Raw genomic sequence first — 14,395 nt, forward strand, 5'->3', positions numbered from 1 at the left:
TTCAAAACAAAAAAACCGGCCGCAAAAGCAGACCGGTTTCAATCACCCGGTCTTTTTAGCCACTTGTTTAACGTGGCTGCAAGCCGACCGGCCAAATCACCACGGGATAAGCTTGCCATACTGCCGTTACCGGCTTGCGTCAATGCTTTCCTTTTGGTTTTGTCGCCGTAAAAAGGAATGATGACGATGACGAGAACCACGGGCATTTTGGCGGATGGCGCGATCAAGGCGCTGTTTGCGGGCGGCAAGCTGAAGAGCGAGGCCGATCTCGATACTGATCAGGTGCAGCCCGCCAGCCTCGATCTCAGGCTCGGCTCGAAGGCCTATCGCGTGCGCGCCAGTTTCATGCCCGGCCCCGGAAACCGCGTCATCGACAAGCTCAATCGTCTCAGCCTGCACGAGATCGACCTTACCCAGGGCGCGGTGCTGGAAACCGGTTGTGTCTATATCGTTCCCTTGATGGAGAGCCTTGCGCTGCCGGCGGACATGTCGGCCTCGGCCAATCCGAAAAGCTCGACCGGCCGTCTCGATATCTTCACCCGCGTCATGACTGACGGCGCGCAGGAATTCGACAAGATACCGGCGGGTTATGCCGGCCCGCTCTATCTGGAAATCAGCCCGCGCACCTTCCCCATCGTGGTGCGACGCGGCTCGCGCCTGTCGCAGATCCGCTTCCGCATCGGCCATTCGCTGCTCAATGAAAGTGAACTGCTGAAGCTGCACGAGATGGAAACGCTGGTTGCCAGCGACACGCCCAACGTGACCGGCGGCGGCATCGCGCTTTCCATCGACCTCAAGGGTTTCGGCGAAAACGGCCTGATCGGCTACCGTGGCAAACACCACACGGCTGTGGTGGATGTCGACAGGAAGGCCCAGCACGACGTTCTCGATTTCTGGGAGCCGCTCTATGCGCGCGGCCGCGCCGAACTGATCCTCGATCCGGATGAATTCTATATTCTCGTCTCGCGCGAAGCCGTCCACGTTCCGCCGCTCTATGCGGCCGAAATGACACCCTTCGACCCGCTGGTGGGCGAATTCCGCGTGCACTACGCCGGCTTCTTCGATCCCGGCTTCGGCCATGCGCAGGCGGGCGGTACCGGCAGCCGCGCCGTGCTCGAAGTCCGCAGCCACGAGGTCCCCTTCATCCTCGAACACGGCCAGATCGTCGGTCGGCTGGTTTACGAGCATATGTTGCAGAAACCGGAAGGCCTCTATGGCACCGGCCTCGGCTCCAATTATCAGGCGCAGGGGCTGAAGCTCTCCAAGCATTTTCGCGCCGAATAACCAACCCGGCGGGTGCTTGACACCCGCTGCGAACTATCCGATGTCTTATGCGCGGCGCGGGTGTAGCTCAATGGTAGAGCAGCAGCTTCCCAAGCTGAATACGAGGGTTCGATTCCCTTCTCCCGCTCCAGCGATGCCGCGATCCACGTGCCGGATATTGCGTCACAAGCCGAATGTGATCGGCATTGAGCTTGACGCTGAAGGGTGGGTAAATATCGAGGACCTGCTAGCAAGGTCCATATTCCCCTGATACCCGAACTTTTGCTTGAAGTTGTTGAGACCAGCGACAAGAAGCGCTTCGCCATTTCTGCGGATGGGCAATTTATCATCTGAGAGTCAACTGACGCAAAAATAGTAATAAATTAGATAACTTTATTATAAAGAGAATTTCTATCTTCAAAACATTGATGTTCAAAAAATATTAGAAATAATGATGTATTATTCATAGTGACGAGTTTAATATTTGATTTTTTCTAGTGTATGGATCGATATTATGATCGAGAATATTATTTTAGGAGTATTTTATATATCTGTGACGGCGTATTTTTGGGTGTCTATGGCAATATCAGAAGTTCGAGATATTATGTTTTATAAAAACAACAACTGGAACTTTGAGCTTGATAGTCACCCGAAATGGAAGTCGTATGAAGGGGATTCAGATAAGCAGATTTCAAACAGATCAAGGGTAATATTTTGCATGCCAACTGCGATTCTATTTTTGTCTTTGCAGATGGTTGCAATAGTTTACGCAAGTATAATAAATTATATGTGAATAATATTTTGTTCGAGGAGAATATCTTATAATAACTTGAAATATTTTTAAATTAGAATTTAAGTCTGCATTTTTACTTGGGGTTATCGGTTTGATGGCGTGATATGTGACCTTTGAAGGAACGACGCGGCAGAACACCGCGTTGGGCTATTTGAAGTGTAATATCTGCAAAAATCTCGGTTCGACGGCCATCCGATGCCGTTCGGGTTGTGGATGGCATAACGCTTCGGAAGTAAGAGCGTTACCATAAAAGAATAGTACACAATTTTGCTTGACTACGATTAAATTGCACGTAACAGTTGATGCAGTCGTAACATAGGGGAAGTGTTATGAGTCGCAAGCTTCTTTCGGAATTTCTGGGTACCTTTTGGCTCGTGTTCGGAGGCTGCGGCAGTGCTGTTTTTGCCGCCGGCTTTCCTGAGCTCGGCATTGGCTTCCTTGGTGTGGCCTTCGCTTTCGGTCTGACGGTGCTGACCATGGCCTATGCGGTTGGCGGCATTTCGGGCGGGCATTTCAATCCGGCGGTTTCCGTTGGCCTTTCCGTTGCCGGTAAATTCCCGGCGTCGAACCTCCTGCCCTACATCGTGGCGCAGGTTCTGGGGGCGATTGTCGCGGCCGCGGCGCTTTATGTCATCCTTACGGGCAAGGCGGGGGCGGAGATTGGCGGTTTTGCAGCCAATGGTTATGGTGAACATTCGCCGGGCGGATATTCTCTCGTTTCGGCGCTGCTGATCGAGGTCATTCTGACGGCGTTTTTCCTGATCGTCATTCTCGGGTCGACACATGGCAGGGTTCCGGCTGGTTTCGCGCCGATCGCCATTGGTCTCGCCTTAACCCTTATTCATCTGATTTCCATCCCGGTCACCAACACATCGGTCAATCCGGCCCGCTCGACGGGGCAGGCCCTGTTTGTCGGCGGATGGGCGCTGCAGCAGCTTTGGCTGTTCTGGCTCGCGCCGATCCTCGGCGGCGCCATTGGCGCCGTGATCTGGAAGATTTTCGGCGAGGAAGAGAAGGCCGGCCATGCCGGTTCTGCCCAGCCTGCGCAGACTTGAATAAGAGGCTTTTGTTTCTCCGAATGGTCGGAGAAACAAGTGAGGAGGATGACATGGATCTTGCTTCTATATTGGCCCAGATCGTCGGCGGTGCGGTGGGCGGCACGGCTGGCGGAAAGATAGTGAAGGATTCCGATCTCGGCTCGCTCGGTAACCTGATCGCGGGCGCCATTGGCGGCATCGGCGGCGGAACCGTGCTCGGATCGCTGCTCGGCGCGGCGGGAGATGCGGCAGCCGGCGGCGTGGATATCGGCGCTCTCGCCGGTCAGCTCGTTGGCGGCGGTGTCGGCGGCCTGATCGTGCAGATCATCGTCGGCCTGATCAAGAACAGGCTTGTCGCCAAATAGAGTTATCAGGCCACTTCGGTGGCGACGTGAAACGCCTTGCCGTGGAGAAGGCCCGTTCGGCAAGGCATCTTGAATATTGATGCTTCGATAGCCCATCGTCATCGAAGCCGGAGCCGTCTTGCGAATTTCAGAAGTACCGTCTGGAATAGCAGGGCCTGTTCCGCGTATCGTGAAAAACCGCTCTCTGGTTCTGTCCCGTCAGGCCGGATTTTTGACGACTGGCACATGCGGTGTCTTGTTCCAGACGAAGGGCCTGGTTTTCAACTCCACCACGGCGCGCCAGGCCGCAACGGACATCATCAGCCAGTAGAGCGGGATTGCCGTCCAGCGGCGTCCGACCTGTTTTTTCTCGTAGGATATCATCCTGTTTCGGCCCATCAGCATGAAGATGGCGTAGCTTCCGAGGATATTCAGCGTATCGATGGTGAATAGAATGCCCTGCCAGGACAGCAGCATATCCCCGCCATTTTCGCGGATCGCCATGACCATGAAGGCGAAGGAAACGTACAGAAAGGGATGCGTCAGTGATGACAGGAGCATCCCGCCGATCAGCAGTTGAAAGACCAGATAGGCGCGCCATCCCATGTTGCGGGCGGTTGCAAAGGGTGCGCGTGTCATCACCAGCCAGCTTTGCAGCCATCCCTTGTACCACCGTGCACGCTGGCTCAACCAGACGGGAAGCGATGTCGGCGCATCCTCCAGCGTTTGCCGCCGGATGACGCCGCAACGATAACCGAGCCTGTGCAGCCTCAGGCCGATATCGGCATCTTCCGTCACATTATAGGGGTCCCATGCACCCGCCCGGCGCAACGCGGCGGTCCGGAAATGGTTGGAGGTGCCGCCAAGCGGTATTGGCAGCTTCTGCGCAGCGAGAACGGGCAACAGGCAACGGAACAGGCCTGAATATTCCAATGCAAAACATGCGCTGAGCCAGGAGGATTGCGCATTGCTGATGATAAGCGGCGCCTGCAGGCATGCCACCTCGTCCGGCTGCTCGCGGAAGCTGGCATGGGCTTCGCGCAATTGCTGCGGATGCGGTCGGTCCTCGGCGTCGTAGACGGCAATGAATGTGCCGCGCGCGCCGGAAAGCGCATAGGTCAACGCCTTGGGTTTGGTACGCGGCAGGGAGGGAGGCACCCTTACAAGCTCGATATGTGGACCGGGATCTATCCGCTGGATGGCTTCGATCGTTGCGTCGTCGTCCGCCTCGCAGACGAGCTTGATGTCGAGCCGGGATTTCGGCCAGTCCAGCCGTTCCAGCGCGCCGACAAGCTGTCCAACGACCGCTTCTTCTCGATAAAGCGCCACGAGCACGGTATAGACCGGCAGTTCTCCGTCATGCTGGAACGGCAGAACGGCTCCCGCCTCGCTTTCCCCGGGAGCGTGGATGAGCGCAAACAGCCTGAAAAGCAGTGTGGAGAGATAAAGCAGCGTCAGGGTGATGTGAATAAAGGCCAGCGCTGCCTGCGTATAAAACAGCAGCGAAAGAATGAGCAGGGTCACGAATACGCCGCTCACGAAACCCTGCTGGCCGTGCAGCGTGATCCTGGCGGAATGCTGTGGCGCCGCGTTGAAAAGCTGATGACGCGTCTCAAGGCAGCGGCGTGTTTCACCGGCCTTCCAGATTGCGCTGCGCATGGCCTGCGGCGTGGTCACGGCTAGTTCGCCGAAAAGATGCGGGTGCTGATCGAGTATGCTTCTCAGCATTTCCATGCGTCCCAGTTCGGGCACGATCAGCAGCACTGCTTTGCCATTCAGCGGCGTCAGCCGTAGCAATCGCGGTTCGGCAAGTTGCAGGTCCAGATGAGTGACATCCGTTACCCGGCCGGGATCGATTTCTGAAAGAAACGGCAATCGCAAAAATCTGGCAAAGGCACCGTAATACGCATTCGTATCGACGAGACCGCTCGCCAGGAGTTCATCCTCGACGGTTGAGCCGTTTTTCAGGGCCTGTTCTTTGAAAGTGCTGATATAGGGCTTTCCAAATCCAAGCGAGGTGAGGAAGCGCGTTGGTCCGGGTGTATCCGGCTCGATGGCGGACCGGAGTGGATTGCCGTCGATGGACGAAAATACAATTTTTCGCCCCGCTGGCGTCGTGCGAAACGATTCTCGTGTATATTGCCTAAAATGATCCATGCATCGCCGCCGCCGTCATGGTAATGCCCCACTTCCTGATATGGACAGTATAGATGAGAATGACGAATGTAACGCGGAATGTAGTTCTTGTTTTTACTTTAGTTTTTGCTTTACAATTTGTCGGTTTTTTAAGGGAAATTCATGCCGAGGGCCTCTCGGATGGAAACCGCATGCCGGTGCTTTTCGATGCGCAGGAGCGGTTTCCGGGAGGCGATCTTTCGTCCATTCCGCGGATCAGATTTCTGATGTCGGTTGATTTTCCGCCCTTCAATTTTACCGATCAGGAGGGCCGGCTGGCGGGTTTCCATGTCGATCTGGTCCGCGAAATCTGTGCTCAGCTGAAGGTGGAAAGCAAGTGCCAGGTGCAGGCCCTGCCATTTGACGAGCTGGAGGCGGCACTGGAAATGGGAGAGGGGGAAGCGGTGATTTCCGGCATCGCCACCACCGCCGACCTGCGCAAGAGTTTCACCTTCTCGCGCCCCTATCTGCTGTTGCCGGCCCGTCTTGCTGTCAACAAGGCCGCGAAATTTTCCGGATCCGGTGCCGACGCCCTGTCGGGAAAGAAGGTGGGTGTCGTTACGGGCTCGCGGCACGAACAGATGCTCAAGGCATTTTTTCCCAAAGCCATGGCTGAAGGTTTCGAGGGCTACGACCCCATGTATGAAGCCCTGAAGACGGGCAAGGTGGACGCCATTTTTGCCGACGGCCTGCGCCTGCCCTTCTGGGTTTCGGGCAGCGCCTCCGAGGGTTGCTGCGCTCTCTTCGGCGGGCCTTACATGTCGGACAGGTTTCTTGGTGAGGGCCTTTCCATCATGGCTGTCGATCCGGACAATGTGCTTGTGCCGGCCTTTGACCAGGCGCTTGCCGCGCTTTCCCGCAATGGCCGGCTGGAGGAAATCTACCGCCGTTATTTCCCCTACGGACTTTATTAGAACAGTGACTGGCCGGATTGGGCTCCGGCCAGTGCGTTATTTGGCGGGTGCAAAAGCCTCGCCATCGCGGCGCAATCGCAGAAGCGCGATCCAAACGGCGGCGGCGATGGCGGTTTCCACGATGAAGTAGCTGCCGATCGTTCCTGAAATGCTGAAGGACCAGGTGAAGAGGGCGACTACGACGGAGCCGATGAGATTGCCGCTGTTCCATATCTTGGCGCGAATATCCTGTCGCCCGGAAGCGCCGAGTGCCTCAAGCGCCGTTGCGGCAACCGCCATCGGCAGCACCGCCCAGCAGAGAACACGGGTTATGACGGGCAGCGAGACATATTCGTCTCCAAACAGCAGGGGCAGGAAGGGTGCGATGATGAAGATCGCCAACGCGCTGCCGGCCGCGATGAAAAGAGCGGCCTTCAGGACATTATAGGCGCGTTCTATGGTCTTGCCGATGCCCTGCAGGGCGGCGGAGGCCGAACCCGGATAGATCAGGCGGTTGAGAGCTTCTACGGAGAGGTAGGAACTGTCGAGAATACGACGGGCGATGGAGTAGCTGCCCAGAACCTCGGCGCTGGCGATGGCGCCGAGAACGAGAATATCGGCATTGCCACGCACGGCCTTGAACAGGAACTGGGTGGAAAACAGGACGCCGATGCGGATTTCTTCGCGAACGATCCGAAACACCGGCCGGCCGAGCCTGCCGATCGCCTTGACCGAGATAACGGCGGCAATCGTGTGTGCGGCAAGGTTCCACAGGGCCCAGGCCTCGACTGTTTCCACCTTGAAGACAAGGCATGCGACCACGGCGGCAATCGTGCGGGCCACGGCAAACATGACTTCCAGCTTGTTGGCGGAGGCAAAATCGGAATGGGCGATGAAGCTCTGCGTGGAAAGCGAAATGACCTTCAGAAGAACGAGGTTCGTCACCAGGATCAGGAAAGTGGTAATGAGCGTGTGCAGCAGGGTTTCCGAGGTGGGGAAAAACACCGGGATCGTTATCATGCCGACGATGGTCAGCACCACACCGGTGGCGGCGCTCAGGAGATAGCTGTGGCCGAGCATGACAGGAAACATGCTGCGATCCTGCGCCACGCGGCGGATGAGCGATTCCTGCGAGCCGATGCCGCAGATCTGCACACCGAGATTGGTGACGGCCGTGATGGAGGCGTAAAGCGCGAATTGTTCGACGCCGAGATGGCGGGCAAGCAGGGCAAATGTCAAAAGCTGGGCGGCGCTCGACATCAGCAGCGCCCCCCCGGATGCCATGTAGTTCAATCCCAGTCTCACCAGATGGCCGAACCGCGGCGTATTCAATGACACCTCATTCTCCATGTTTTTTCGACATTGCCGGGCAAATTCAAAGATAACCGCCCTGCCTTGCAATAGTTTGCGAACTGAAAAGGCCGGTGACCGGCCAGTAAACTGAATGCCAGTAATCCGAATGAATGACAGTTTCTCCTGTCTTAGCCGTCTTGAGGTAAGAGAGGGTTAAAGCAATTGCACAATAATGATGATAATCACCATTTATGGTTATTTGGACATGGCCCGGTTTCCAAGGGTTTTGTTATTCATCACAGGGCAGGCCGATGATCCGATTTTCCGTTCCCGATGCAGGCGACCATGCCGCGTTTTGCTGACACGCAGTCGGTTTCTGCGGGAGGTAACGCCATGTCACTTTCGGGTAGCCGTCGCGACGCGATTTTTTTCGTCGTCACGATGCTCTATATCTGGATTTCAGTCGCACCTTTCGAAAGTCTTGCGGTTCCAGCGGTGCCGCGCGCCGCCGCAAACCAGCTGACCGGTCTGGTGATCGCGCTGCTCCTGGGAGTATTTGCCCTGCGGCACCGGCTGACCGGGCTGCTGCTGCGACCGCGTCTGCCCATTTTGCTGCTGTTTTCCTGGCTGTTGATCTGCTCGGTGCTCGGTGAACAGTCCGGCACCTCGCTGCAACGCCTGATCTTCACGGCGCTTCTGTGCTTCATCACCAGCGTCCTGGTGGTCATGCCAAGGGACCGACGGCAATTCGACCGGATGATGGCTGTTTTCGCCATCATCCTGCTCGCGCTTTGTTATTTCGGGGTGATCTTCCTGCGTTCGCGCTCAATCCATCAACCTTTCGATCTCGATGAAAAAGCCCTTGCGGGCGACTGGCGCGGCATTTTCAACCACAAGAACGCCGCAGCGCCTGCCATGATCATCCTTTTCATGGTCGGGCTTTATCTGCGTAACGCCTGGTCTACGGTCGGCGGCATTGCAATCGCGCTGCTGGCGGGGTTCTTTCTCTGGAAAACCAACGGAAAAACCGCCGCCATGCTGTTACCCGTCACCATTGCGCTGGTCTGGCTCATGGAGAGACAGGCGGGACGCACATTGCTGATGATCGGCGGGCTTCTCACCTTCCTCAACATTGTCGCAGTCGGTTCCACCTATTTTCCAAGCATCCAGAATCTGGTCGAAAGTCTGGGGATCGATTCCACCTTCACCGGCCGGACCGACATATGGCGCCTGTCCTTCGACACCTTTGCGCAGTCGCCGATCTTCGGGCAGGGTTTCCAGGCGTTCTGGACAAGCGACCGGCTTTTATCGCAGGCCGATATTGCCGGAACCTGGGCAGTCACGGCTTTCCATGCCCATAATGGTTATGTCGAAAGCCTGCTGAATGGCGGCCTGCCGGCCTTTATCCTCACCATCATATGGCTCGTCATCATCCCCGCAAATGATTTCCGCACGGCGGTGGACAGGGGAACGGATCCGGGTCTGACTCGACTTTTCGGACGAATCTGGGTGTATGCCCTGCTTTCTTCGTGTCTTGAGAGTAATTTCTTTACCGGAACCGGGCCTATCTGGTCTTCTCTTCTGATCGCAATCTATTGTTTGAGGCATCAGGCTTACGACATACTTGAACAGGGGCAGTAACTTGTTGACAGGCCGGGGGGCTATGTATGACGCAGAAAATCGGGACGATCGCAGACCGGGTCAATAACCGGCTCGTGCGATATTTTCCGGGACCGGCGGTGCGGATCGAAACCTCCGGGCCGATCGTTTCCTTCACATTCGATGATGTGCCGGCGACTGCCTGGACAAATGGAGCCCGCATTCTCGAGGATGAGGGCGTTCGCGGGACATTTTACATTGCAGGCACTTTTATCGACGGGCACAACGAACAGCAGGAAATGATTTCCGCGAAAGGCTGCTCGGAGCTTGCCGCGGCTGGCCACGAGCTTGCCTGCCACACCTATTCCCATCGCAAGCTTTCGAGTTTTTCACGGCGCGGGCTTGCGGAAGACCTCGATCGCAATGACAGCGTGCTCGGCTCTTTCGACGGAAAACGCCACAGGCAGAATTTTTCCGTTCCTTTCGGCATGGCCTCGCCGATCATGCAGCCGCTGTTGCGGCGTAGGTTCAGAACCGCGCGCGGCATCATGCCCGGCATTAACCGGGGCGGCATCGATCCGCATAATCTTGCCGCCGTGGAACTGCGCTCGGATCGAAATTATCTCGATGCCGCCGATCGCTGGCTCGATGAGGCTTTGCAAAATGGCGGCTGGCTTGTCATTTTTACCCATGATGTTTCGGCGACACCGAGCTTTTACGGTTGCCCGGAAGAGAGATTCCGGGGTCTTGTTCGCCGGGCGACATCCGGAGGGGCGAAAGTCATGACGGTGGACGCCGCCGCAAGCGCGCTCGGACTCTGAGCATGTTGCGGCAGATTACGGCAGCTTTTCAAAGGGCTTATTGGCTGGCCCAGATGATGCGGGCGATCCATTCCACATCGGCCATGTCGAAGCTGCGGTTCGGATGCTCGGGGTTGAGTGAAAGAAGCTCGATATTCTTGGGGCTCTGCCGCGCCAGCACCTTGGCCATCACTTCACCGTCGCGGCTTTTCAGCACCACGCGGTCCCCGCGCCGCACCTGCGCGCCGGGCTCCACGATGAGGATGTCGCCGTCGCGGTAAAGCGGCATCATGCTCTCGCCCTGCACTTCGAGCGCGTAGACGCCCTGCTTGCGTTCGGGAGATGAGGGGAACTCCACCACATCCCAGCCCTGACCTGCCGGGAAACCGCCATCGTCGAAAAAGCCGCCGGAACCCGCCTGCGCGAAACCGAGCAGGGGAATGGCATTGTCCGCGCCGGAAGGCTGCATCGTCTGCGCCCTGCCGAAAGCATAACCGAAAAACTGGTCGACGCTTGCTCCCGTCGCCTCCAGCACCTTGGAGACGGATTCCGTCGAGGGCCAGCGCTTGCGGCCATCCGGGCCGAAGCGTTTCGATTTATTGAAGGATGTGGGGTCGAGACCGGCGCGTTTCGCCAAGGCCGAAGGCGTCAGCTGATGGCGTTCGGCAAGCGTATCGATGGCGCTCCAGATCGTCTCGTGTGAAAGCATGATAGAAAGCCCGCAAGTGGAGCCGATAGCGGAAAGCTCCTGTCGTTTACTGACCGGAATCTAGACCATATCCGGTCAGGAGTAAAGGAAGGAAAGGAATAAAATCCTTGCCTATGCCACCATGGCCGAGGTATTTATCTTGGCGAGCTGGATCACCGCCTGCGTGCGGCTATCGACCTTGAGCTTCAGCAGGATGGCGGAGACATGCGCCTTGATGGTGGCTTCGGAAACATTGAGCTCATAAGCGATCTGCTTGTTCAGCAGCCCCTCCGCCAGCATGCCCAGAACCCGGCTCTGCTGCGGTGTCAGCGTTCTGAGCCGGCCGATGAGATCGGCCACATCAGGGTCCTGTTCCTTTTCACCCTGATGTCCCGCCGGTATCCAGACATCACCTTCCAGAACCGCGCGAATGCCGTCTCTGATATCGTCGATACCCGAGGATTTCGAGATGAAACCGGAAGCGCCAAGTTCGATCGAACGGCGAACGGTGGTCGCATCGTCCGTGGCCGAAACGATGACGATCGGCAGGCTGGAAAACTCCGCTCGCAGCGCCATCAGGCCGGAAAATCCGCTGACCCCCGGCATGGCGAGATCGAGAAGCATGAGATCGGCGTCGTTGCGCGCTGCGGCCGCACTTCGGGCAGCCTCGAAATCCCCGGCTTCAATGATCGTCTGCTGTCCGTCTAGGCCGGATACGGCCTGTTTCAGGGCGCCGCGAAAAAGCGGGTGATCGTCTGCAATGATAATGACAAGTTCCGACATTCTGGCCCCCTCCCAAGGGCGTTATGCGGTTCTTTCCAAGGTACTGGTACACTCCCTATGCCGGTGGTCGAAACACGCCCGGCTTCTCCGCCAGAGGTTGCGCCAATCGGTTCCGCATTACAAGGAAAAGCTTGTGGACAGGCGGCCTTTCAGGCCAGCCACAATAAAAATGCCGTGGAAACTGTGGACAATCTGCAAGCTTTGCGGCAAATCCCGCTGAGTGGAAAGCCTTGGAGAGCCCTATGCAGGAAACGCCCGCGATCATCTATAAAATCGTGCCGGAGACGTTATGGAATGCGGCCAAGGCGAAGGGCGTGTTCGAGGGCGCCGCCATCGACCTGACCGACGGCTTCATTCATTTCTCGACGGCAAAACAGGCGGCCGAGACCGCCGCGCGGCATTTCTCCGGCCAGGTCGACCTGCTTCTGATCGCGGTTGACGGCGCCGCCCTTGGCGACAAGCTGGTCTATGAACCGTCCAGGGGCGGCGACCTGTTCCCGCATCTCTATGCCCCGCTTCCCCTAAGCGCCGTGCTCTGGGAAACGCCGCTCTCGCTCGATCATGATGGCCAGCACCAGTTTCCGGAGATTTTGTGATGAGCGGATTATTTTCCTCTGTCGGCCGCAGGGGCCTGTTTCTGGTCGATCCGGAAAAGGCGCATGGGCTGTCCATCGCGGCGCTGAAAAGCGGCTTTCTGCCCACCTGCATGGTGCCGCACGATCCGCGGCTGCAGCAGACGGTTGCCGGTCTCGTTTTCCCCAATCCGCTCGGCATGGCGGCGGGTTACGACAAGAATGCGGAAGTGCCGGGACCGCTTCTCCGTCTCGGTTTCGGTTTTACCGAAATCGGCACCGTCACGCCCAAGGCGCAAGCGGGCAATCCCAAGCCGCGCATCTTTCGCCTGGTCGAAGACGAGGGCGTCATCAATCGCCTCGGGTTCAACAATGAAGGCCATGCCGCGGCACTGGAGCGCCTGAAGCAGGCAAAGCTGCGCGGCATTGTCGGTGTCAATATCGGCGCCAACAAGGATAGCGAGGACCGCATCGCCGACTATGTGCAGGGCATAGAGGCGTTTTATGCGGTCGCATCCTATTTCACCGTCAATATTTCCTCGCCCAATACGCCCGGCCTGCGTGACCTGCAGGCGCGTGAAAGCCTCGCCGCCCTTCTTGCCGCGGTGCTGGAACGCCGCAAGGCGGAAGCCGAACGTTTCGGCAAACGCATCCCGGTCTTCCTCAAGATCGCGCCCGATCTGACCGAAGAGGGGCTGGACGACGTTGCCGAAGAGGCGCTCGCCCATGACCTCGATGGCCTGATCGTCTCGAACACCACACTTTCCCGCGAAGGCCTGCGGCCCGGTCCGCAAAGGGCAGAGGCGGGTGGGCTGTCGGGCAAGCCGCTGTTCGAGCTTTCCACAACGGTTCTCGCCAAGATGCGCCGGCGCGTCGGCGACAACCTGCCGATCATCGGCGTCGGCGGTGTTTCATCCGCGGAAACGGCGCTGGAAAAGGTGAGGGCAGGGGCTGATCTCGTGCAGCTTTATTCCTGCATGGTCTATGAAGGCCCCGGCCTGCCGTCGGCCATCGTCAAGGGCCTGTCGAAGCTGGTTGCCCGCGAGGGCGTAGAGTCCATTCGCGACCTGCGTGACAGCGCGCTGGACCGCTGGGCCGACCGCAAACTCGACTGAGCGCGACCTGGACGGTCGAGGCAGCGCTTCTTCTCTACCCTCATCCCTGTGCTTGTCACAGGGATCCGGCCAGCCCAAGTCCTCGGGCTGAAAAGAAGAGTCCTCTCGTCGAGTCGACGCATGTCGGCTGGTTTCCTGTGACGAGCACAGGAATGAGGAAAGAGGGTGGTTTCCCCGCTTTACCTCAGGCGCAGAGCACCATCGCCCAATAGGGCCGGTTGCGGCTGGCGGCGTCATAAGCGACCGCGACGCCTAGGCCATTATAGGGCCCGAGCATGTTTTCGAGATGGTTTTTCGAGCCGATCCAGGCCTTCACCACCCGTTCGACGCTGTCCTGCCCGGCGGCCACGTTTTCCGCGGCCGGAAGCGGCACATTGCCGTCCTTCATGCGGATAAGGAAACTGTCGGTGAGGCCGATCAGATGCGCCATCTTCTGCGCCTTGACCATGCGGCCGGCCTGATAGGCGGCAGCACCGCTGGCCGCACCATTGATGGAAAGCGGCGAAAGCCCCTTCGAGCGGCGCAGATCGTTGACCATGGGAAGTGCGGCCGCCGTCTCATCGCGGGTGCCTGACGGCATGCCCTTGTTGGTGGGCATCGAAACGCAGGCGGAAAGAACGGAACCGGCGGAAATCAGCACGAAGCCGCGCCGTGAAAGCGTTTGAAAGGTGGAATCGGTCATGTCAGCGGCGATAGCTCAGAAGGCGCAGGATGATGAAAACGGGAATGACGATCGTGGCCCCGAGGATCAGATAGTCACCGATTGCGCCCAGCGCATGAAAGCCGCTGCGCCACAGGTCGACCACGAAATCGCGCGCGCCGTAAATGATGTTCCACGGCGTCAAGCCGAAGATCGCCATCAGAAAGCCGACGAGCAATGAAACGACGAGCAGTTTCACCACGGTGCGGGCCACCGTATCACCCAGCATTTTGTTGACCTCACCGGCCATCAGCAAGTCTCCTGTTTTGTCCTGACATATGGGGCGCACCGCTTCGATGCAAGTTTTCGCGCATTATATCGCGCCATATCAGTCAATTCC

At 57.8% G+C, this 14,395-nt stretch carries 15 protein-coding genes, 1 tRNA gene and 1 riboswitch; of the genes, 10 read left to right on the forward strand and 6 right to left on the reverse strand.

Annotation, left to right across the window (positions count from 1 at the left end; translation table 11 throughout):
- Nucleotides 1-34 precede the first annotated feature (34 nt).
- Nucleotides 35-113: riboswitch (SAM riboswitch) on the reverse strand.
- A gap of 73 nt (nt 114-186) precedes the next feature.
- From N5D22_RS06475 to N5D22_RS06495, 5 genes are all read left to right on the forward strand, one after another.
- Nucleotides 187-1,284 (forward strand): 2'-deoxycytidine 5'-triphosphate deaminase, encoded by a 1,098-nt coding sequence (locus tag N5D22_RS06475; protein ID WP_279654867.1) that lies wholly within the window; start codon nt 187-189, stop codon nt 1,282-1,284.
- A 56-nt stretch (nt 1,285-1,340) separates the two neighbouring features.
- Nucleotides 1,341-1,414: transfer RNA gene (locus tag N5D22_RS06480), tRNA-Gly, on the forward strand.
- A gap of 363 nt (nt 1,415-1,777) precedes the next feature.
- Nucleotides 1,778-2,056, forward strand: coding sequence for a hypothetical protein (locus N5D22_RS06485; RefSeq protein ID WP_279654868.1), 279 nt, complete (start codon nt 1,778-1,780; stop codon nt 2,054-2,056).
- A 329-nt stretch (nt 2,057-2,385) separates the two neighbouring features.
- Nucleotides 2,386-3,111, forward strand: coding sequence for an aquaporin Z (aqpZ, locus tag N5D22_RS06490; protein WP_279654869.1), 726 nt, complete (start codon nt 2,386-2,388; stop codon nt 3,109-3,111).
- Nucleotides 3,112-3,164: 53 nt separating this feature from the next.
- The gene (locus tag N5D22_RS06495) at nt 3,165-3,458 is read left to right on the forward strand and encodes a hypothetical protein (protein WP_279654870.1); all 294 of its coding nucleotides are present in this window, start codon (nt 3,165-3,167) and stop codon (nt 3,456-3,458) included.
- A gap of 198 nt (nt 3,459-3,656) precedes the next feature.
- Here the strand turns inward: N5D22_RS06495 and N5D22_RS06500 are convergent, their stop codons facing one another.
- A complete protein-coding gene (locus N5D22_RS06500; RefSeq protein WP_279654871.1) occupies nt 3,657-5,594 on the reverse strand; it encodes a glycosyltransferase family 2 protein in 1,938 nt (645 codons plus the stop codon).
- 170 nt (nt 5,595-5,764) lie between these two features.
- On the opposite strand from N5D22_RS06500, the gene N5D22_RS06505 reads away from it, so the two are divergent.
- Nucleotides 5,765-6,526, forward strand: coding sequence for a transporter substrate-binding domain-containing protein (locus N5D22_RS06505; RefSeq protein ID WP_347881138.1), 762 nt, complete (start codon nt 5,765-5,767; stop codon nt 6,524-6,526).
- Nucleotides 6,527-6,562: 36 nt separating this feature from the next.
- Here N5D22_RS06505 and uppX read toward each other — a convergent pair whose 3' ends face one another.
- Complete coding sequence (gene uppX, locus N5D22_RS06510; protein ID WP_279654873.1) at nt 6,563-7,855, reverse strand: Wzx-type polysaccharide biosynthesis protein UppX; 1,293 nt, start codon at nt 7,853-7,855, stop codon at nt 6,563-6,565.
- A 288-nt stretch (nt 7,856-8,143) separates the two neighbouring features.
- Here uppX and uppY point away from each other — a divergent pair, with 288 nt between their 5' ends.
- A complete protein-coding gene (gene uppY / locus N5D22_RS06515; protein ID WP_279654874.1) occupies nt 8,144-9,439 on the forward strand; it encodes a Wzy-type polysaccharide biosynthesis protein UppY in 1,296 nt (431 codons plus the stop codon).
- Between the two features lie 26 nt (nt 9,440-9,465).
- Nucleotides 9,466-10,218 carry a polysaccharide deacetylase family protein gene (locus N5D22_RS06520; protein ID WP_279654875.1) on the forward strand — a complete coding sequence of 251 codons (753 nt, stop codon included), beginning with the start codon at nt 9,466-9,468 and terminating at the stop codon, nt 10,216-10,218.
- Between the two features lie 37 nt (nt 10,219-10,255).
- On the opposite strand, the gene N5D22_RS06525 is transcribed toward N5D22_RS06520, so the two are convergent.
- Nucleotides 10,256-10,906 carry a helix-turn-helix transcriptional regulator gene (locus N5D22_RS06525; RefSeq protein ID WP_006313323.1) on the reverse strand — a complete coding sequence of 217 codons (651 nt, stop codon included), beginning with the start codon at nt 10,904-10,906 and terminating at the stop codon, nt 10,256-10,258.
- A gap of 111 nt (nt 10,907-11,017) precedes the next feature.
- Entirely contained in the window at nt 11,018-11,668 is a 651-nt protein-coding gene (locus N5D22_RS06530) for a response regulator transcription factor (protein WP_279654876.1), read from the reverse strand.
- A 242-nt stretch (nt 11,669-11,910) separates the two neighbouring features.
- On the opposite strand from N5D22_RS06530, the gene N5D22_RS06535 reads away from it, so the two are divergent.
- Both N5D22_RS06535 and N5D22_RS06540 read left to right on the forward strand, forming a co-directional pair.
- A complete protein-coding gene (locus N5D22_RS06535; protein WP_279654877.1) occupies nt 11,911-12,264 on the forward strand; it encodes a DUF952 domain-containing protein in 354 nt (117 codons plus the stop codon).
- Nucleotides 12,264-13,355: a quinone-dependent dihydroorotate dehydrogenase gene (locus N5D22_RS06540; protein ID WP_279654878.1), complete on the forward strand. Its 1,092-nt coding sequence runs from the start codon at nt 12,264-12,266 to the stop codon at nt 13,353-13,355. Before N5D22_RS06535 ends, N5D22_RS06540 begins: the two co-directional genes overlap by 1 nt.
- A 184-nt stretch (nt 13,356-13,539) precedes the next feature.
- On the opposite strand, the gene N5D22_RS06545 is transcribed toward N5D22_RS06540, so the two are convergent.
- Both N5D22_RS06545 and N5D22_RS06550 read right to left on the reverse strand, forming a co-directional pair.
- Entirely contained in the window at nt 13,540-14,037 is a 498-nt protein-coding gene (locus N5D22_RS06545; protein WP_279654879.1) for a CAP domain-containing protein, read from the reverse strand.
- A 1-nt stretch (nt 14,038) separates the two neighbouring features.
- Nucleotides 14,039-14,305 carry a DUF6460 domain-containing protein gene (locus tag N5D22_RS06550; RefSeq protein WP_003493739.1) on the reverse strand — a complete coding sequence of 89 codons (267 nt, stop codon included), beginning with the start codon at nt 14,303-14,305 and terminating at the stop codon, nt 14,039-14,041.
- Between the last annotated feature and the right edge of the window lie 90 nt (nt 14,306-14,395).

It is taken from the genome of Agrobacterium sp. GD03872 (assembly GCF_029840625.1).
In the GTDB taxonomy this organism is placed as follows: domain Bacteria; phylum Pseudomonadota; class Alphaproteobacteria; order Rhizobiales; family Rhizobiaceae; genus Agrobacterium; species Agrobacterium fabrum_A.

Coding starts and splice junctions, on each gene's coding strand:
- uppY (WP_279654874.1), top strand. CDS start 8,144: ATGCCGCGTTTTGCTGACACGCAGTCGGTTTCTGCGGGAGGTAACGCC.
- N5D22_RS06500 (WP_279654871.1), bottom strand. CDS start 5,594: ATGGATCATTTTAGGCAATATACACGAGAATCGTTTCGCACGACGCCA.
- N5D22_RS06545 (WP_279654879.1), bottom strand. CDS start 14,037: ATGACCGATTCCACCTTTCAAACGCTTTCACGGCGCGGCTTCGTGCTG.
- N5D22_RS06485 (WP_279654868.1), top strand. CDS start 1,778: ATGATCGAGAATATTATTTTAGGAGTATTTTATATATCTGTGACGGCG.
- N5D22_RS06540 (WP_279654878.1), top strand. CDS start 12,264: ATGAGCGGATTATTTTCCTCTGTCGGCCGCAGGGGCCTGTTTCTGGTC.
- N5D22_RS06550 (WP_003493739.1), bottom strand. CDS start 14,305: ATGGCCGGTGAGGTCAACAAAATGCTGGGTGATACGGTGGCCCGCACC.
- aqpZ (WP_279654869.1), top strand. CDS start 2,386: ATGAGTCGCAAGCTTCTTTCGGAATTTCTGGGTACCTTTTGGCTCGTG.
- N5D22_RS06475 (WP_279654867.1), top strand. CDS start 187: ATGACGAGAACCACGGGCATTTTGGCGGATGGCGCGATCAAGGCGCTG.
- N5D22_RS06495 (WP_279654870.1), top strand. CDS start 3,165: ATGGATCTTGCTTCTATATTGGCCCAGATCGTCGGCGGTGCGGTGGGC.
- N5D22_RS06505 (WP_347881138.1), top strand. CDS start 5,765: ATGCCGGTGCTTTTCGATGCGCAGGAGCGGTTTCCGGGAGGCGATCTT.
- N5D22_RS06525 (WP_006313323.1), bottom strand. CDS start 10,906: ATGCTTTCACACGAGACGATCTGGAGCGCCATCGATACGCTTGCCGAA.
- N5D22_RS06520 (WP_279654875.1), top strand. CDS start 9,466: ATGACGCAGAAAATCGGGACGATCGCAGACCGGGTCAATAACCGGCTC.
- N5D22_RS06530 (WP_279654876.1), bottom strand. CDS start 11,668: ATGTCGGAACTTGTCATTATCATTGCAGACGATCACCCGCTTTTTCGC.
- uppX (WP_279654873.1), bottom strand. CDS start 7,855: ATGGAGAATGAGGTGTCATTGAATACGCCGCGGTTCGGCCATCTGGTG.
- N5D22_RS06535 (WP_279654877.1), top strand. CDS start 11,911: ATGCAGGAAACGCCCGCGATCATCTATAAAATCGTGCCGGAGACGTTA.